This window comes from Ketobacter sp. MCCC 1A13808, from assembly GCF_009746715.1.
Taxonomy (GTDB): domain Bacteria; phylum Pseudomonadota; class Gammaproteobacteria; order Pseudomonadales; family Ketobacteraceae; genus Ketobacter.
Genome location: NZ_VRKW01000006.1, coordinates 237,088 through 253,133, shown reverse-complemented (window position 1 = coordinate 253,133; position 16,046 = coordinate 237,088). Strand labels below are relative to the sequence as shown.

Annotated in this window: 9 protein-coding genes; 6 read left to right on the top strand and 3 right to left on the bottom strand. The window is 53.1% G+C overall.

Going from position 1 to position 16,046, the window contains the following annotated elements; translation table 11 throughout:
* Positions 1–319: 319 nt before the first annotated feature.
* The gene (locus FT643_RS13555) at positions 320–1,048 is read right to left on the bottom strand and encodes a 16S rRNA (uracil(1498)-N(3))-methyltransferase (protein WP_156871931.1); all 729 of its coding nucleotides are present in this window, start codon (positions 1,046–1,048) and stop codon (positions 320–322) included.
* Between the two features lie 534 nt (positions 1,049–1,582).
* Between FT643_RS13555 and FT643_RS13550 the strand changes: the two genes are divergently transcribed.
* The 3 genes from FT643_RS13550 to FT643_RS13540 are packed head-to-tail and all read left to right on the top strand — an operon-like array spanning position 1,583 to position 6,644.
* Complete coding sequence (locus tag FT643_RS13550) at positions 1,583–3,310, top strand: acyl-CoA carboxylase subunit beta (protein WP_156871930.1); 1,728 nt, start codon at positions 1,583–1,585, stop codon at positions 3,308–3,310.
* A gap of 38 nt (positions 3,311–3,348) precedes the next feature.
* Positions 3,349–6,195 carry an ATP-binding protein gene (locus FT643_RS13545; RefSeq protein WP_156871929.1) on the top strand — a complete coding sequence of 949 codons (2,847 nt, stop codon included), beginning with the start codon at positions 3,349–3,351 and terminating at the stop codon, positions 6,193–6,195.
* Positions 6,195–6,644 (top strand): YiiD C-terminal domain-containing protein, encoded by a 450-nt coding sequence (locus tag FT643_RS13540; RefSeq protein ID WP_156871928.1) that lies wholly within the window; start codon positions 6,195–6,197, stop codon positions 6,642–6,644. Before FT643_RS13545 ends, FT643_RS13540 begins: the two co-directional genes overlap by 1 nt.
* Positions 6,645–6,664: 20 nt before the next feature.
* Here the strand turns inward: FT643_RS13540 and FT643_RS13535 are convergent, their stop codons facing one another.
* Complete coding sequence (locus FT643_RS13535) at positions 6,665–7,642, bottom strand: diguanylate cyclase domain-containing protein (protein WP_156871927.1); 978 nt, start codon at positions 7,640–7,642, stop codon at positions 6,665–6,667.
* Positions 7,643–7,926: 284 nt separating this feature from the next.
* Here FT643_RS13535 and FT643_RS13530 point away from each other — a divergent pair, with 284 nt between their 5' ends.
* The 3 genes from FT643_RS13530 to mdoH all read left to right on the top strand — a co-directional run bounded on the left by FT643_RS13530 (position 7,927) and on the right by mdoH (position 13,672).
* Positions 7,927–9,639, top strand: a complete 1,713-nt coding sequence (locus tag FT643_RS13530) for a hypothetical protein (RefSeq protein ID WP_156871926.1) — start codon at positions 7,927–7,929, stop codon at positions 9,637–9,639.
* 330 nt (positions 9,640–9,969) lie between these two features.
* Positions 9,970–11,607 (top strand): OpgD/OpgG family glucan biosynthesis protein, encoded by a 1,638-nt coding sequence (locus FT643_RS13525; protein WP_156871925.1) that lies wholly within the window; start codon positions 9,970–9,972, stop codon positions 11,605–11,607.
* Positions 11,579–13,672 (top strand): glucans biosynthesis glucosyltransferase MdoH, encoded by a 2,094-nt coding sequence (gene mdoH, locus FT643_RS13520; RefSeq protein WP_156871924.1) that lies wholly within the window; start codon positions 11,579–11,581, stop codon positions 13,670–13,672. The genes FT643_RS13525 and mdoH overlap by 29 nt, the downstream gene beginning before the upstream one ends.
* 153 nt (positions 13,673–13,825) lie before the next feature.
* On the opposite strand, the gene FT643_RS13515 is transcribed toward mdoH, so the two are convergent.
* Entirely contained in the window at positions 13,826–15,829 is a 2,004-nt protein-coding gene (locus tag FT643_RS13515) for a chitobiase/beta-hexosaminidase C-terminal domain-containing protein (protein WP_156871923.1), read from the bottom strand.
* Positions 15,830–16,046: the final 217 nt, after the last annotated feature.

Sequence of the window (16,046 nt, the reverse complement as noted above, 5' to 3'; positions counted from 1 at the left end):
GGCCTAAATTAAACGCATAAGATGTGTCCAATAACAAGAGGAAAAGCCCCCGTACAGCCCCAATTTGCTAATCACAGCCGGAAGTTTGATCAGGAGGTTGACGTCTTGGTAGTCGGTTCCTGGGCTGGCGCACTGGCTGCTGAGGTGGTGGCAGGAGGACAGGGTCGCAAATAAGCAGCATTTTACAGCGTTGCGTGAGCGGCAACCGCAAGTCATGGTAGCCGGTAAGCTCACCATGACCCTGAAAGAAGGATAATCAACTTGTTAGCTTAGACATTCCCCAGCTCAATCCCGGAGCAATGGCCCCGACGATGGCAAGTCAAAACAGCCTTGATATCAGCGCCGCGATGGCCGTTTCCACTTTGAGAATGCGCGGGCCCAGAGTAATTGCCTCAAACCCTGCTTGCGCAAGCTTATCTACTTCGTAGGTAATAAACCCGCCTTCGGGACCGATGGCCAGGAGCGTTTGCTGGCGAACGGCAGTGGGGCAAGGCGTTGCTGTGTCAGCCGGGTGTGCGGTCAAACACAGTTTGTTTTCTGCCAGTTGCGGCAACTCATCTTCCACAAAGGGTTTAAAACGCGAGCGCAAATGCACTCGCGGCAAGATCGTGTCACGGGCCTGTTCGAGCCCTGCCAGCAACTGTGTGTGAACCGATTCGTCGCTCAGTAACGGGGTTTGCCAATAGCTTTTATCCACGCGATAGCTGTTGATCAGGTAGATTTGTTTAATGCCCATCGCCGTGCAGGTCTGCAATACCCGGCGTAACACTTTCGGTCTTGGCAGTGCCAGCAACAGGGTTACCGGCAGCGGTGCCGGGGGTGGCGTGTTCAGGGTAGCCAGTGTCACCTCAAGTTCCACCCGCTGCGGATCAATGCATTGCGTTACCGTCGCCAAACCCATTGCCCCATCCACCAATCCGACCCGCAGCCGGTCGCCCACCGAGGGTCGGATTACCTGCGTGATGTGCCGAGCGCGCTGATCATCCAGAATCACAGGTCCGTGGTGGCCGGAAGGCAGTTCATGGGGTTGCAGGAGGATTAGGTTCATGGTCGCATTATGCCACCTTTGGGGCTCCTGTCTGCACTGAATTGGGCTGAATAGCAGTGGCGCGCTGAATTTGTGATTCTGAAAGATGCATTTACGATTTTCACCAAATCAGCGGCAAATAGGCAGCTGAAAATGCCAGACAACTATGGGATAATGGCCAGCCCTTTGAGTTAGGGGTATCTGCTTCCTGTCTGCAAACGTCAAACAATGTAAAGTGCTTTACCAGTGGCGTGCCTGTTTAAAGACCGGTTTATGGCAGGGATAGCAGGAATACAAAGGGCGGCGCTGGATACTGATAAGGGGGTATTCCGGTCAACCGGAAGAAACGAAACTGCTGTTGACTCAGTGGTCAGTACATCCAATAATCTGCCGACCCCAAAAAACGAAAATAAGGATCACGCCATTGTGCGGGCTCCTTGGTAGGTTTTTCGCACCCTCCACGATAGCCGGTAACCCTGGGTTACCCGGTGCCGGATTTTAGAAAAGCCGCTTATATTTCATTGTTCTAGCCAATTGACAAAGAGCGTTTACAGCATGGGAATACAGAAAAAACTTGTTCCGTCGTTGGAAAATCCTTTCCACGAACCGGAAACCAAAGAATTCAAGATCCCCGGTGAAATTGCCCGCGAACCCGGCATCTATGAAGAATCTCTTAAGCAAGGCTGGGATCTCATGCAGCGTCCCGAGACCGCAGCCGGTGTGGTCGCGATCGAGAAGCAGCATCACAAAAAACGCATGACCGTTTGGGAGCGTATCCGGGTTCTTACCGATAAAGACCCCATAGTCCTGTATCAGAACTGGGGCAAGAATCTGGACGGCGCCTCGATTGTAACCGCGATCGCCAATATCGACGGACGTGATGTGGCCTTATATGGCCATGACTTCACAGTGCGTGCTGGCTCTATGGACGCCACCAATGGACGCAAACTGGCTAGCCTGATTAAGTTGGCCGGCGAGCGCGGCATTCCTCTCATCGGAATGAACGATTCTGCCGGTGCTTATGTACCCGCCGGGGTTGGCGGGCTGGACGGTTACGCCGAAGCCTTCGCTGCATTACGCCGTATCAGTGGCGTGGTGCCCAGCATCATGTGTATGTTTGGTTACAACGCCGGTGGTGGTGCTTACCTTCCCCGTCAAGGCAGTTTTATGATCCAACCCAAGGACACTTTCTTTGGGTTAACCGGTCCCGGTGTTGTGAAATCGGTTCTGGGTGAAGACGTCACCGCTGACGAGCTGGGCGGGCCGGGTGTGCACGGTCAATCCGGGGTGGTGGATTTTGTGGTGCCTGATGAAGTGTCCGCACTGCGCAAAGCGAAAGAGCTGCTGCGTTATTTTCCGGATAACAATGCCGTGATGGCGCCGTTCCAGGAAACCTCTGATCCCACTTCGCGTAAAACCTGGGATGCCGACATCCTGTTCAAGAAAGCCTTCAACTCTCCCTCTGGTTACAACACGCCGTTAGATATCCGGATCCTGATTCAGCAAATCTGCGATCACGGCGATTATACTGAATTCCAGCCCGAGCGTGCGCAAAACACCGTGTGTGTATTTGGTCGTCTGGGCGGTAATGTTGTGGGTATTGTCGCCAATAACAGTGCGGTCGCTTCCGGCCAGATTGATATTGCTGCTTCTTATAAGAACGCGCGATTCATCCGCTTTTGTAACGTCTATAACATTCCGGTTGTGTTCATCGAAGACACCACCGGATTCCTGCCTGGCACCGACCAGGAGCGTCAGGGTATTGTGCAGGCCGGACGTGCCATGCTGGATTCCATTATCGACCTGCGTACACCGCGTATTCTGTTAATTGTGCGGAACGCTTTTGGCGGTGCTTATGCAGCCTTCAACAGTTATGCCACGGGGGCCGACGTGGTATTGGCATTGCCGACCACACGTCTTGCGGTTATGGGTAACGCCGGTAAAGAGTTTGTTTACAAGAAGGAAATGCAGGCCGTTCGCGGTGCAGTAAAAGGCAAGCTGGCACAGCGCATTGATGAACTGATGGCGGCCGGTGGCAGTGAAGCGGCCGCCAAATCACAGGCTCAAGCAGAAGTGGATGCCTGGGTTAAGGAACAGGATGCCCATTACAACGCGCTGTATGAAAAAGAACTGATGAATCCGAAGGAAGCTCTGAGTCTGGGCTCCATTTCACAACTGGTCATGCCCTATGACCTGCGGCACAGCCTGGCACAGAATCTTGAGTTCTTGTTACGGCACTATAAAGCGGCTCCCATGAGCGGCGTGCAACGTGAGTTCCACTAAGTAACCACTGGTTGATGAGAATTAATAGGATTTAGAACATGAGCAACGAAAATTATTCAAACAACCCGCTGGTGAATAAAGACCGACGACGTAAAGCGTCGGATTCCGCGTGGGTAAGTCAATTTGATTGCAGCGATATGAAGCCGCTGATCATTTGCCGCGGTCCGATCCGCAAAGAAGTGATGGACGTGTGGGAAGAAATGGGCATCACCGATTACGGAATTCTACTGTCGGAAAAAGATTCCATAACCTACAACAATGCATTAGCGCCGGAGTTGCGCCAGATGGCAAATCCGGACCGGGTACACCGGGTGCCGGATTACACGGGTATGGATAAAGACGAGCGTACCCAGCGAATCCAGCAGATAATCAGCATAGCCAAAGAAAACGGACACGATTCTATCTTCGCCGGTTACGGTTTTATGGCAGAAGACGATGCGCTGGTTAGTGCGCTTGAAGCCGCGGGTCTGAATTTTATCGGCCCCTGTTCGGCCACGGTTCGCGGTGCGGGTGCGAAAGACGAAGCCAAAAGAACGGCGCTGCAGAACGACGTATCCACTACCCCCGGGATCGATAACCTGACCTCATTGGCGTTGGTGCGCAAAGCCGGAAACCTGGAAGGCCTGAAAGCGCTGGCAGACACCCACCAACTGGACGTCGATGGGGCGGCCTGGGAAGAGGGCAAAGCGCTGGAAGATGTGGCGGATGCGGTGTTGAATGCATCTTATAATAAATCCATCGATCTGCTCAGTGTTGACGAAATCTGTGCAGAAGCGATTCTACGGGTCGCGGAAGTGTTTGGTCGCTACCCTGAAAACCGGGTGCGTTTGAAAGCGATTGGCGGCGGTGGCGGTAAAGGCCAGCGTATATTGCAATCGCCGGCTGCATTCGAAGGCGATCAGGATGCGCGTATCAAAGAGGCTGCCTCGGTTGCTGCAGAAAAACTCATTGAGATTCTGCAGGAAGTGAAAACCACCGGGGTGGGCGATAACAAGAACGTATTAATCGAACTTAACATCGAAACCACGCGTCACCAGGAAATTCAGGTGATCGGCAATGGTGTCTGGTGTACCACGCTGGGCGCTCGTGATTGCTCTTTGCAAATGCACGAGCAAAAACTGTTAGAGATTTCCCAGACCAGTGAAATGCTGGAAGAAGCCATTGCCAGGGCGGAAGCCGGGGGCAAAGCCGGTGAAGTGGCAGCACTCAAAACCGATCTGGATATTCTGCTGAAAATGGAGCAGGAATCTGAGCGCTTCGGTGCTGCGGTGGGACTCGATTCGGTTTCCACATTTGAATGTATTGTGGATAAAGGCAGCCACTTCTTTATGGAAATGAACACCCGGATTCAGGTGGAACACCGCGTTTCCGAGTTGTGTTACGCCCTGAAGTTCGTCAATCCCGAAAACCCCGACGATTTTTTAGTGGTGGATTCCTTGGTGGAAGCGATGACGCTGTTGGCTCGTCACGGCAAGGCGTTGCCGAAACCGGTTCGCATCCCCCGCGAGCGTGCGTCTGTTGAAGCCCGGCTGAATGCCACCAACGATGCGTTAAAACCTCATGCTGGTGGGGTGATAGAATACTGGTCCAGCCCGATTGACGGTGAGATTCGTGATGACCAGGGTATTACCGCCCGTAATCCGGATACCAAGCAATTCATCAAATACCATCTGGCGGGTGCGTATGACAGCAACGTAGCGCTGTTGTTAACGGTGGGGAACGATCGCCGCCATAGCTATGAGCAAATGGCCGAGCTATTGCGCCGTACCCGAATGAGCGGTGAGAATCTGTCTACCAATCTGCATTTCCATTACGGCCTGGTGCATTGGTTCCTGGCAGAAAATGTTCACGCGAAATCCACAACTAAATTTGTAATGCCTTATCTGACATTGGTGGGGCTGGTCAAGCAGGGTGCCGCAGATTTCGATCTGGAGTACGCCTTTGCCCAGACCAAGGCTTCCTATAAAGCGCAGATCGACGATGCGCAAGCCGTCGATGCGACCCTGGACCGCAAGCACACTTTATTGTTGCGTGCGCTGGAAAATCTGGTTGCCGACCCCCACGTGTTATCCGGTTGGTTAAGCCTGAATAAAGCCAATATCCGCTTCGAAGGCGATGCTGTAATCTGGACGCGTAACCCGATACAGGTGCTGGATGAAACGTACCATTACCTGAATATGGACTATCGCTCCGATCTGCCGGCAGCAGAGTGTATCTGGAAACAGGACAATGAAATCCTGCAAAAAGCCCTGCAGTTCTATGCTGAACTGGAACAAAAGCTGGGTGAAAGCGACTGGACCAAACTGAAGGACTTGCTGCAGGCCGATTCTCCGCAAGGGGGCCTGGACGCCGCAACCTGGAGCCAGGTGCAAGCCGCCCATGTGGGTTTCCAGGCGGGTGTTGAAGTCATGAGTGCGTTCCCCAAAATTGCCAGGGAAGCCGGTTTCTATGAGCTTCTGGTCGATGAGAATCTGGACGTACATATTCCGGAGTCATTACACGATGAAACCCTGCAAGCGAAGATGATGAAAGTGTTGGTGCCACCTCCGGCCACCAAGGCCGATGAAATCGTCGCGGTGAGCGGAGGAATGTTCTACGGACGTGAAGTGCCAGGTGCACCGACTTTTGTGGAGCAGGGTGATCATGTTGAAGCGGGCCAGCCTATCTACATCATCGAAGTAATGAAGATGTTCAACAAAGTGGTTGCCCCGTTTGCCTGCACCATCGACAAGGTATTGCTGGAAAATGTAGACGGCTCTATTGTCAAACAGGGTCAGCCACTGTTTAAAGTGACGCCCGATGAAATCATAGTCGAAGAAAATCCGGCAGATGTGATGGCGCGCAGGGTAGCGCGTACCGACGCGTTACTAACCGGCTTGATCTAGTGCGTAATCTCGACCACGTACGTTCAAAATTAAAGGAACAAGTCCCTTTAATTACCCATATGGGGATCGACGTGGTCGCCTGGGACGGTTCCACTGTCATGGTGGAAGCGCCCCTGGAACCGAATTTGAATACCCACGGCACCGCCTTCGGTGGCAGCCTGTATTGCGTGGGTGCCATGACCGGTTGGAGTTCGGTGCATCTAACCTTGATGGACGCTGGTCACCTGCCCAGCGTGTGGGTGGCGAAAGGTGAAGTGGAATATTTGAAACCGGTGCGGGGAGTGTTGCGGGCGAGCACTACGGTGACCGGCGCCATGCGCGACACGCTCATCAGTGCATATGAAAGTAAAGGCCGTGCGAAAATCAATATCGAAATCGTGATACAGGAAGAGGGGCAGGACGCAGTGCGCATGAAGGCGATGTATGTCGCAATGTCTCCAACCGAATGATGCAGATCCCCGCTCCGGCGCTAATTGCGTAATAGTATATTTGGCGACAGATCTTCGATAACCACTTTATTCCTTCCCGACTCTTTTGCCTGATACAAATTCTGGTCGGCAGCAATAATCAACGTTTGTGGCGATTGCTGCGCATTCGGTGTCATCGTGCAGCATCCAATACTCACCGTTAGATAATCTGAAATGGGTGATCCGCTATGAGGTATCTTCAAACTCAATAACTTTTTGCGGATTTTCTCTGCCAGCACCAGCGTGTCGGCTTCTTCGGCTTCCGGTAGCAACACCACAAATTCCTCTCCGCCGTAGCGGGCGACCACATCGCTGGAGCGTTTCATACACTGGCTAATTAACCGTGCCACCACTCGCAAGCAATCATCACCGGCGATATGGCCATAGGTATCGTTATACCGTTTGAAAAAATCCACATCGATCATCATCAGCGACATCGGCCGGCTATGTCTGGCGCTGCGGCTCCACTCCTGATGCAGTAAAGAATCAAACAGGCGCCGGTTGGGGATATTGGTGAGCCCATCCAGCCGGGCGAGGGCGGTCAGTAAATCGTTTTTACGCTTCATCTCCAGGTGGTTCTTAATCCGGGCTTTTAGAATAGGCACCACCACGGGCTTCGTGATGTAATCCAGAGCGCCCAGGGCCAGCCCTCTCTCCTCATTGCGGGAGTCTGTCATCCCGGTCAAGAAGATCACCATAATGTTTCGGGTCTCAGGGTCTGCTTTTAAGCGGCGGCAAACTTCGTAGCCGTCCATCTCCGGCATAGTGACATCCAGCAATACCAAATCGGGACGGGATTCTTGCACCATTTTCAAAGCATCTTTACCGCATTTTGCAATTGATACAATCATGTCATGATGGCGTAACAATAACGCCAATGCTTCTCTACTGGTTGCATCGTCATCCACGACCAGTACTCTGGGAGCCTCGGCTTTACTGTAGTTTTTCCTGGAATCGATAATTGATGCAGGATTACTCATGGGTGTTCTCCTCATACTCTTTACCGGGGGCAAGTTCTGCCGAAGTGTTTGTTTGCGCGTAATTTCTTGTGCTGATATAAGGGGCTGAGCAAGTATCCTGCCAACCGTGTGTTGTAAAAGTAGACAGAGGTCACCATACATCTGTGAAATAGCCGTACTTATCGGTTTCCTGCCTTTCAATAGCGTGGTTCTGTCCTATTATCAGGTTATCAACGAGTCTTGGTGTTTAACCTTGCCTAAATTTACGGCAGTGATGCCGTTCATTCGGAAGTGGCGAATCAAATTTGAAGTTTCTTGGTGGCGTGCCGGTACCCCTGTTCCGGTTTCCAATTAGATTATTTTTTGTACTGATGGCTTGGGCGTCGGCGAACGTCAGTGTCGCCAGTTATTCCGCCCCGGATATCAATCCGGCGGGTGCTGCGAACGCAGCGAGTGCGAATCCATCGGCGTCGCCGGAAGCGGCGCACGCGATGTCACCGGCGGGATCCCCCGAGGCGGCGGAATCCGCCGATTCCCTAAAATCGGTGCGTCCCAATTCAACCTGGTCTGCACCGGACCTTCCCGGTGGGCGTGAGTCGTTGCAAGTGCGTTGGAGTCCTTTATCCATTCAGAGACAGGATTTATTGTTCGCCAACTATCAGCGCAACGGTTCTTCAGCCGAAATCCTGGATCCCACCACCGGCTATCAACTCAAGTTGTTTGCGCTCAAGACCAATGCTACGACCAATTACAACGATGTGGTTTTCACACACACGCCGGGCGAGACGAACTATGGCGCGACCATGTCCTATGATGTGTCCGGGCCCTTGCAGGTGAGTGCCGGTTATATCGGTGAACGGGAAGAGCAGGAAGAGCTGTTTCCTGGCTACCAGCCCACCGGCTACGGATCCAACAGCTGGAATATGGCCGCAGACACCCGTTGGCTGGGTAAAAGTATTACCTCGCATTGGGAATATGCCCGTTCCGAATACACGGCCAACCGGTTCGAAGCATCCGATGTGGTTGCCGATCAAGCCATGCAGGCGCAGTTACGATTTTCGTCTGACGGGGTGTTCGGTTCCGGGTGGATGGATTATTGGGCCGGGCAGTTTCACTACCGCTCTGTAGGCCAGCACTTCTACAGCGCCGGCAACGGTGATTTGGCGAAAGGGCGTGATTTGGCCCGGTTCCATTTCCAAACGGCCGCGATGGGCGTCGGTATGGAGTTTGAGTGGCAACAGGAGTGCGACAACAAAGAACTGGAACCGATTAGCCTGGCGCCGGTTATTGAGCGTTCCGGAGTGCGTCTTAATTACAACCTAAGTAACTTAACCCAGCGTAACCACTTTTGGAAAAATCTGGGGTCACCCTCCGTTACAGCCCGCTATTTCCGCGCAGGCAAGCAGGAACAGCAGCAGTTGATAGTGAACCGGGGTTATGAAATTGTCGACGTAGCGGATGAGGTCGGGCTGAATCTGTTATTTACCTATACCGACTGGCATTGGAGCCTGGACTATCAGGTAACGGATGAAGACCTGAGGCTGCAGGCGCTTCCCTATGTGCAGCAAACCTACGACAAACCATCGGATCAATTGCACCACGCCACCGAGTTTCAACTGGGCTGGTTACCGACTAACCGGCTGTCCCTGAATCTGAATGCGCAGTGGTATCAGCGCTCCGAGCTGGAAGTGGACCATACCTTCCAGAACCAGAATTACGGAATCGAAGCGAATATCGATATGGTGCCGAATAAGCTGAGTGTGCTGATGAAGTACAACTATGGCTATCAATTTATGGAGCAAAACCAGTTTGATTACCGTGAACTGGATAACCGCTCGTATTTCGGAAACGCACAGGTGTCCTGGCACGCGGCCAAAAAAGTAGGCCGGCGTCCGGCGGTGGATGTCTATCTGAAAAGCTCCTATGGCCGTCAGCAAGACCGGGTGCAGGCGTTTGCCAACGACCAGTGGTCTGCTCACTTGGGGGTAGAGTTGTATTGGGCCAAGAAAGACAATTGATAGGTGACCGGTTTCTCCATTAAGATCCTTTCATTGCAAAAGCTACAAATTCCCCTGACCTTTTTGTATTGACTACACCTTCCCCTGATCCTTGATTTTTTTAACTTTCTCACATTTTTTATCTGATTTTTGCTGGCTCCGCACGCCTTAGTTAGTAACTCCTTCTGTATCCTTTGCCCCTGAATTGTGTATTTCCTGCATTGCCCGGACTGCTGGCAGAATTCTTGCTTGGCGTAACGGCAGGCCACGGGCGTGGTTTTATTTCGGTGTGGCAGGAGTCCGGGTACAGGGAAGCACCGTGGAACAATTTCGGAATTCGGAGCTGAAGTAGTGATCAACCATTTATCCAGTTTGATGTTCGCAATGGCGTTTTGTTGTTTTGTCTGGGTACCCACGCACGCTTTCAGCCAGCCAACCGTTCGCGCACCGGCAAAGCCGGCCGAGCCGCCTGCGGTGGTGCCTCAGGCGGCGGCTATAAACCCGGCACCGGCTCAGCCCCAGCCGGCCTTGTTGGATCAGATTACGGCTCGAGCCAAAGCGCTGGCGGCAACGGATTATGTGGTGCCAGAGGAAACCTTGCCAGCGCCCTTCGCCAACATGAGTTACTCCCAATATCGCTCAATTCGTTTCCGTCCGGAAGCAGCCTTGTTTCGCGACGAATCTGCTTTTGAGATCCAGATGTTTCACCCGGGCTTTCTGTATAAGCAGCCGGTGAAACTCAATGTGGTTGATCCGAATAAACAGGTCAGCGAGGTCGGCTACGACGCGCATCAATTTGAATTTGGAAAACCCAGTGCGGGCTTGGCCAACAACGATTTCCATCACACCGGCTACGCAGGCTACCGCATCCACTACCCACTGAATTCCGCTGAATACAAAGACGAGCTGCTGGTGTTTCAGGGGGCGTCGTATTTTCGGGTAGTGGGCGGTGGCCAGATATACGGCATTTCGGCGCGTGGGCTTGCCATCAATACCGGGGAGCCCGGTGGCGAAGAGTTCCCCCGCTTCACCGAGTTCTGGATTGAAAAACCCGCCCCCCAAGCGACCAGCATGACAATACTCGCGCTTCTTGACAGCCCTTCGGTTACCGGTGTGTACCAGTTCACATTAAAACCCAATGCAACCGTCATAGTAGATGTGGAAGCCAAACTCTTTGCGCGAACCGATGTCACTAAACTGGGCATCGCGCCACTCACCAGCATGTTTTATTTTGGTGAAAACAAAACTCGGCACTTCGACGACTTTCGTCCGGAAGTGCATGATTCAGACGGAATGCAAGTGCTGACTCAAGGGGGTGAATGGATTTGGCGCCCACTTACGAATCCGAAAAAATTGCAGATTACGTCGTCCGTCAGCCCCAACGTAAAAGGGTTTGGCCTGTTTCAGCGTGACCGGCAATTTGAAAGTTATCTGGATTCTGAAGCGCATTACGATCAGCGCCCTAGCTTGTGGGTGGAGCCGACAGGGGAGTGGGGCGAAGGCCGGGTCGAGTTGGTGGAAATCCCGACAGACTCGGAAACCAATGACAACATTGTGGCTTACTGGGTGCCGAAACAACAACTGAAGGCCGGACAGGAGTTGGAGATTCGTTATCGGCTAAAAACCGCCGATTCGGTAATGCCTGAGCAATTGACCGCACAAGTTGTCCGCACCCGGGTAGGCCGGGCTGGCAGCGGCGGAAACAATTCACCGGATACCAGTTTGCGTCAGTTCGTCGTGGATTTTGCCGGTGGTGATCTGACCAAGGTGGCAGCAGGACTACCGATGGAAGCCAGGCTGGAAGTGTCATCCGGCAACTTCAGGGATTTAACGGTATTAAAATTGCAAGACGGAAAGACATGGCGGGTGGCCTTTAAGCTGGCACCGGAAGAGGACAGGACGGTTGATATGCGTTTGCAATTGTTGTTACGCGGTCAACCCTTAAGTGAGGTATGGAACTATGTTTGGAACCCCGACAACATCGAGTAGATCCGACGCATCGCACGCTTATCGGATACCCGCAAAAGGATTCAGGGTGTTCGTTGTTTTTCTGCTGGTGATTGCCACCAGCTGTTTCGGTGCCTGGACGATGTTCGATATATTGAGGGCGAATGGCACCACGGCCCTGGAAGGGGCTGTGTTGGTTCTATTCACGATCACTTTTGCCTGGGTCACGATCTCCTTTTGGAGTGCGATCATCGGTTTTATTTTACAGCTGTTTCATCTGGACCCGTTGACGTTAAAGCGCTACAAGTCCCCCCGCTTGCTGAGTGCAAGCCAAAGCAAAAACTTAAGCCGAAGACAGCGTCGGGGCAATGCCAGTCGCAATGAATACCGGCCACCTTTCCGGGTGGCTGTGATCATGCCGGTTTATAATGAAGATGCGAATCGTGTGTGCGCTGGTTTTGAGGCCAATCTGCGCTCACTTGCCAAAACGGGCGCCTTGTCGCAATTCGATTTTTATTTACTGAGTGATACGCAGGACAAGGAAAAAGCAGAAGTTGAACTGGCCGCATGGCACGGATTAAAAGCCCGACTGGGTGACCTGGGCGCTCAGGCATTTTATCGGCGCCGGGAAAAGAACACCCATCGCAAGGTCGGTAACGTCGCGGATTTCTGCACCCGTTGGGGTAGTCGCTATGAAGCGATGATCGTGCTGGATGCAGACAGTATCATGACCGGCGATTGTATGTTGTCATTGAGTCAGGCATTGCACGCAAACCCGGACGCCGGGTTAATCCAGACAGTGCCGGTTCCGGTGCGGCAGAAAACGTTTTTCGGTCGCTTTCTGCAATTCTCTGCTGCGTTATGTAGCCCCATGCTGGCAAACGGTCTGGCGTTTTGGCAGACCGACTGTGCAAATTATTGGGGCCATAACGCGATCATTCGGATTCAGGCCTTTCAACAGCAATGCGGGTTACCAACGTTGCCGGGCTCTGCGCCCTTTGGCGGAGAGATTCTGAGTCATGACTTTGTTGAAGCGGCCCTGTTACGTCGTGCCGGTTGGTCGGTGTTTTTGTTACCCAATCTAAAAGGCAGCTATGAGGAAGTCCCCAGTAACATACTGGACTACGTCACCCGTGATCGCCGCTGGGTGCAGGGGAATGTTCAGCATTTGGGATTACTGCGGTCAGCCGGTTTTCGTGGCATTAGCCGGATGCATTTATTTTTAGGGGCAATAGCTTATATCTCGTCACTGTTCTGGTTATTGATGCTGGCGTTGAGCACAGCCGACGCGTTGATCCGGGCGCAGTCCGATATTGTGTTTTTTAGCAATCAGTATCAGTTGTTCCCTGACTGGCCCATCGCGAAAACCAGTCTGATATTTTCACTGCTTTTCCTAACCGCCTGCATGCTGCTGGTACCGAAACTGCTATCGGTGGTGGAAGCCGCTATCAACCGGCGAGCGGAGTTCGGGGGTGTCATCCGTTTGTTTTTCGGGGCCACTCTGGAAACGGTGTTCGCGATCTTAATCGCACCCGTGATGATGGTGTTTCATGCCTACTTTGTGGTGAGCGTGTTGATTGGTCATCAGGTCAATTGGAACGCGCAATCCCGCGGCGGGCGCATGACTCCCTGGAGTGAAGCGTTCAAACGCACGGGGTTCGCTGCTGTGATTGCGATCGCCTGGGGTGTGGTCACGTATTTTTATTCGGAATTGTTTTTCTGGTGGTTGTCGCCGGTGTTGGTGGGGTTGATTTCCGCGCCGATGATTATTCGCTTTTCAAGCAGCATAAAGTTGGGCGAAGTTATGGGTGCAATCGGTATATTTGCGGTGCCCAGCGAAGTAGAGCGAAATCCGTTATTGCGGGATGTGCGACGTTTTGAGCGGGTGGACTATCCCGCCATCAATACGGCTCCCCTGCAGTCCAATCTGGTGATGCCGCGGGAGCTACCGACGTTAATGCCGGTACAAAGTTTCCGTGATTTCCGACCCACTTTGACCTTGGACGTGAACGTCGATTTACGGGCCGAGCTGAATAGCGATTTTAGTTTAGCGCAGCGCAGACGCGGCCGCCCCATGCCAGCGATGACCAACCGCAAGGTAGTGTAAATGCGTTTATATGTGAGGGGTCATTTCATTTCTTATTCAAAGTGAATACGCGGCGCTGCTTCACCTTGGCCTTGTCCGGTAGCAGCTTCGATAAAGCTCGCCGACGATGGACCCCTGCCTGACGCCACCGCCGTGATGTTTTTCCAGTAATGCTCAGTTGGCAGTAAAGCCGGCGCTGATCACGCTACTGTCAACGAAGCCTGGCCGTATCGCAATGGCCTGAACTGTGGCAGTGTTGTTTAGGGTAAAGGGTCCAGTGTACAGCGTTGAGCTGCTGCTTGGCAGTGACCCATCGGTGGTGTAGTAAATGTTGGCTGCCCCGGTGCTGCTCAGCGATACTTCGACCGCACCGGTGAACACGCCGCCTTCGGGGCTCATGGCCGGTGCCGGCAGGGCGGGTATGCCACCATTCGATGGGGATTCGGCCGGCCCTTCGTCGGAAGGAATAAAGGCGGCCTCATTGCTCAATAGAATTTTATCCACCACCAGACCGTTATAGCGCATCCACAGATTCAGCGTATAGACCCCGGGCGTATCAATTTGAATCGCATGAACCTGCGTTTTTTCGGAATTGTCCCATTGCCATCGGCTCTTCCAATCACCCAGATCCCTGAACTTGAAAAAATTGTTCACGGGCAGCAGGCCTATGTCCAGCAACTCACCGTCGATACCCACATACAAGCTACCGATGGCGTTCGTCGATTTCTGGCCTCTTAGCCAAAGATAATAGGTGCCGGCTGTAGAAAAATTAATTAAGTAATCGGCGCGGGGACCTCTTGCATGGTCTTCTCGTCCAACGCCGACGGTCATATACGGCAATTGAATGACCGCGCCCCCGGTGGCGCCGGCAATATCCACGCGCTTCCAGGCTTCACCATAGAATGGAGGGCGGGTATCTGCCGCCGTTAGTAACGAGGCATTTTCACCTTCCATGACGACCAGGCCACCTTCTTCCTGGAACTCCCGGCTGGCATCGGTGGCCGTCACGGTGTAGCTGGCCGACGCAACGGGGCTGTCGGCCAAGCCATCTGCCATTGCAATGGCCCGGATATCCGTTTTGCCCAGCTCCAGGGTGATCGGAGAGCCGTTGTACTGCGTAGAGAAGGCGTCAGGATCGGAACCGTCGATGGTGTAAAAAATAGATGTGCCCGGCGTTGTGGAGGCCATATAGACCTCTGCACCCGGGCCCAGGGTGCCTCCTTCTGGATCAAAGGTGGGCGCTTGGGCCACAGCCGGGTCGGTGGGGTCGGTCGGATCCTTTCCCGGTAAGTAGTCGGGGTTTGTTGAAAGTATGATCTGATCGATTTTCAGGTTTGGGGATTTCATCCACAGGGTGAAGGTATATTCCCCTTGAGCCGGAATTTGAATACTGGCAACCCCTTGGGTTTCAGCATTGTTCTCCCATACCCAGTTGGTATCGGCCTCGGAGGTAAACTCAAAGGACGCGGGGGTATCGTTCGCCGCGCCGCTCAATCCGAAATAGACAGATCGGTTTGCCTCTGTTGATAGGCCTCTTAAGAATAAGTAATAGGTGCCAGGGTTGGTAAAGTAGATTTTATAGTCGGCACGGGTGTTGTCAGCGCTGACATCCGTTTTTTCCGTGGTGTCCGGAGCTTGGATCAGAGCGCCTCCGAAGGCGTCGTCCTGTTCGAGGATATTCCATTGCAGTGAGTCAGTCGCACCGGCAACGATCTCCTGGGACGCCTCCGCTTCCATTACCACCAGTCCATTCTTTTCCTGGAATAGGGTTTGATCAATGCCGCCGACAGTGTAATCGGCACTGGCCACCGTGCTGTCCTGGTAGCCTTCCAGCACGCCTATCGCTTTTAAGGTCCGATTGCCATCGCCGAGGGCAACGGGGGAGTTGTATTCCGTTGAGTTAACGCCGGGTTCACTGCCATCGAGGGTGTAATACAACGTGGCCCCGGCGGTGGTCGTGCTGATGGCAACGCTGGTGCCACTGGCTACGGTGCCGGCCACGGGATTGAAGGTGGGTGTCCCCACCGTCTCTTGTGCCGGAGGGTTAGAGCTGCCCCGGTCTGCCCCGGCATTTTGTCCGCGCTCTACCAACTCAAAGTTATCGCAGGCAGAGACGCCAAAAACAACACAGACAAGAATGAAAACATATTTCCATTTGGCTGCACGGATAACACTCATAAATAATCCTTTACTGCATCAATCTAGTTGACTATTTCTTTCCGATCGCAATGCCGGGTCTGGCGGCATCCGTGTTTATTGGTGGATCGGTGTTTTATACTCTTATTGACGTCACTAGTTGGCCGTAAGCCACATAGGTTGAACGTTATTGGTCATAGGCATCCTCTGAGTCCGTAACCCGACATCGGGTTGATGTAGACAGTGTGACCGTATAATA

Excerpts from the sequence above, each read along its gene's own strand:
- FT643_RS13555 (WP_156871931.1), bottom strand. The coding sequence starts at position 1,048 with ATGAACCTAATCCTCCTGCAACCCCATGAACTGCCTTCCGGCCACCAC.
- FT643_RS13550 (WP_156871930.1), top strand. The coding sequence starts at position 1,583 with ATGGGAATACAGAAAAAACTTGTTCCGTCGTTGGAAAATCCTTTCCAC.
- FT643_RS13545 (WP_156871929.1), top strand. The coding sequence starts at position 3,349 with ATGAGCAACGAAAATTATTCAAACAACCCGCTGGTGAATAAAGACCGA.
- FT643_RS13535 (WP_156871927.1), bottom strand. The coding sequence starts at position 7,642 with ATGAGTAATCCTGCATCAATTATCGATTCCAGGAAAAACTACAGTAAA.
- mdoH (WP_156871924.1), top strand. The coding sequence starts at position 11,579 with ATGTTTGGAACCCCGACAACATCGAGTAGATCCGACGCATCGCACGCT.
- FT643_RS13515 (WP_156871923.1), bottom strand. The coding sequence starts at position 15,829 with ATGAGTGTTATCCGTGCAGCCAAATGGAAATATGTTTTCATTCTTGTC.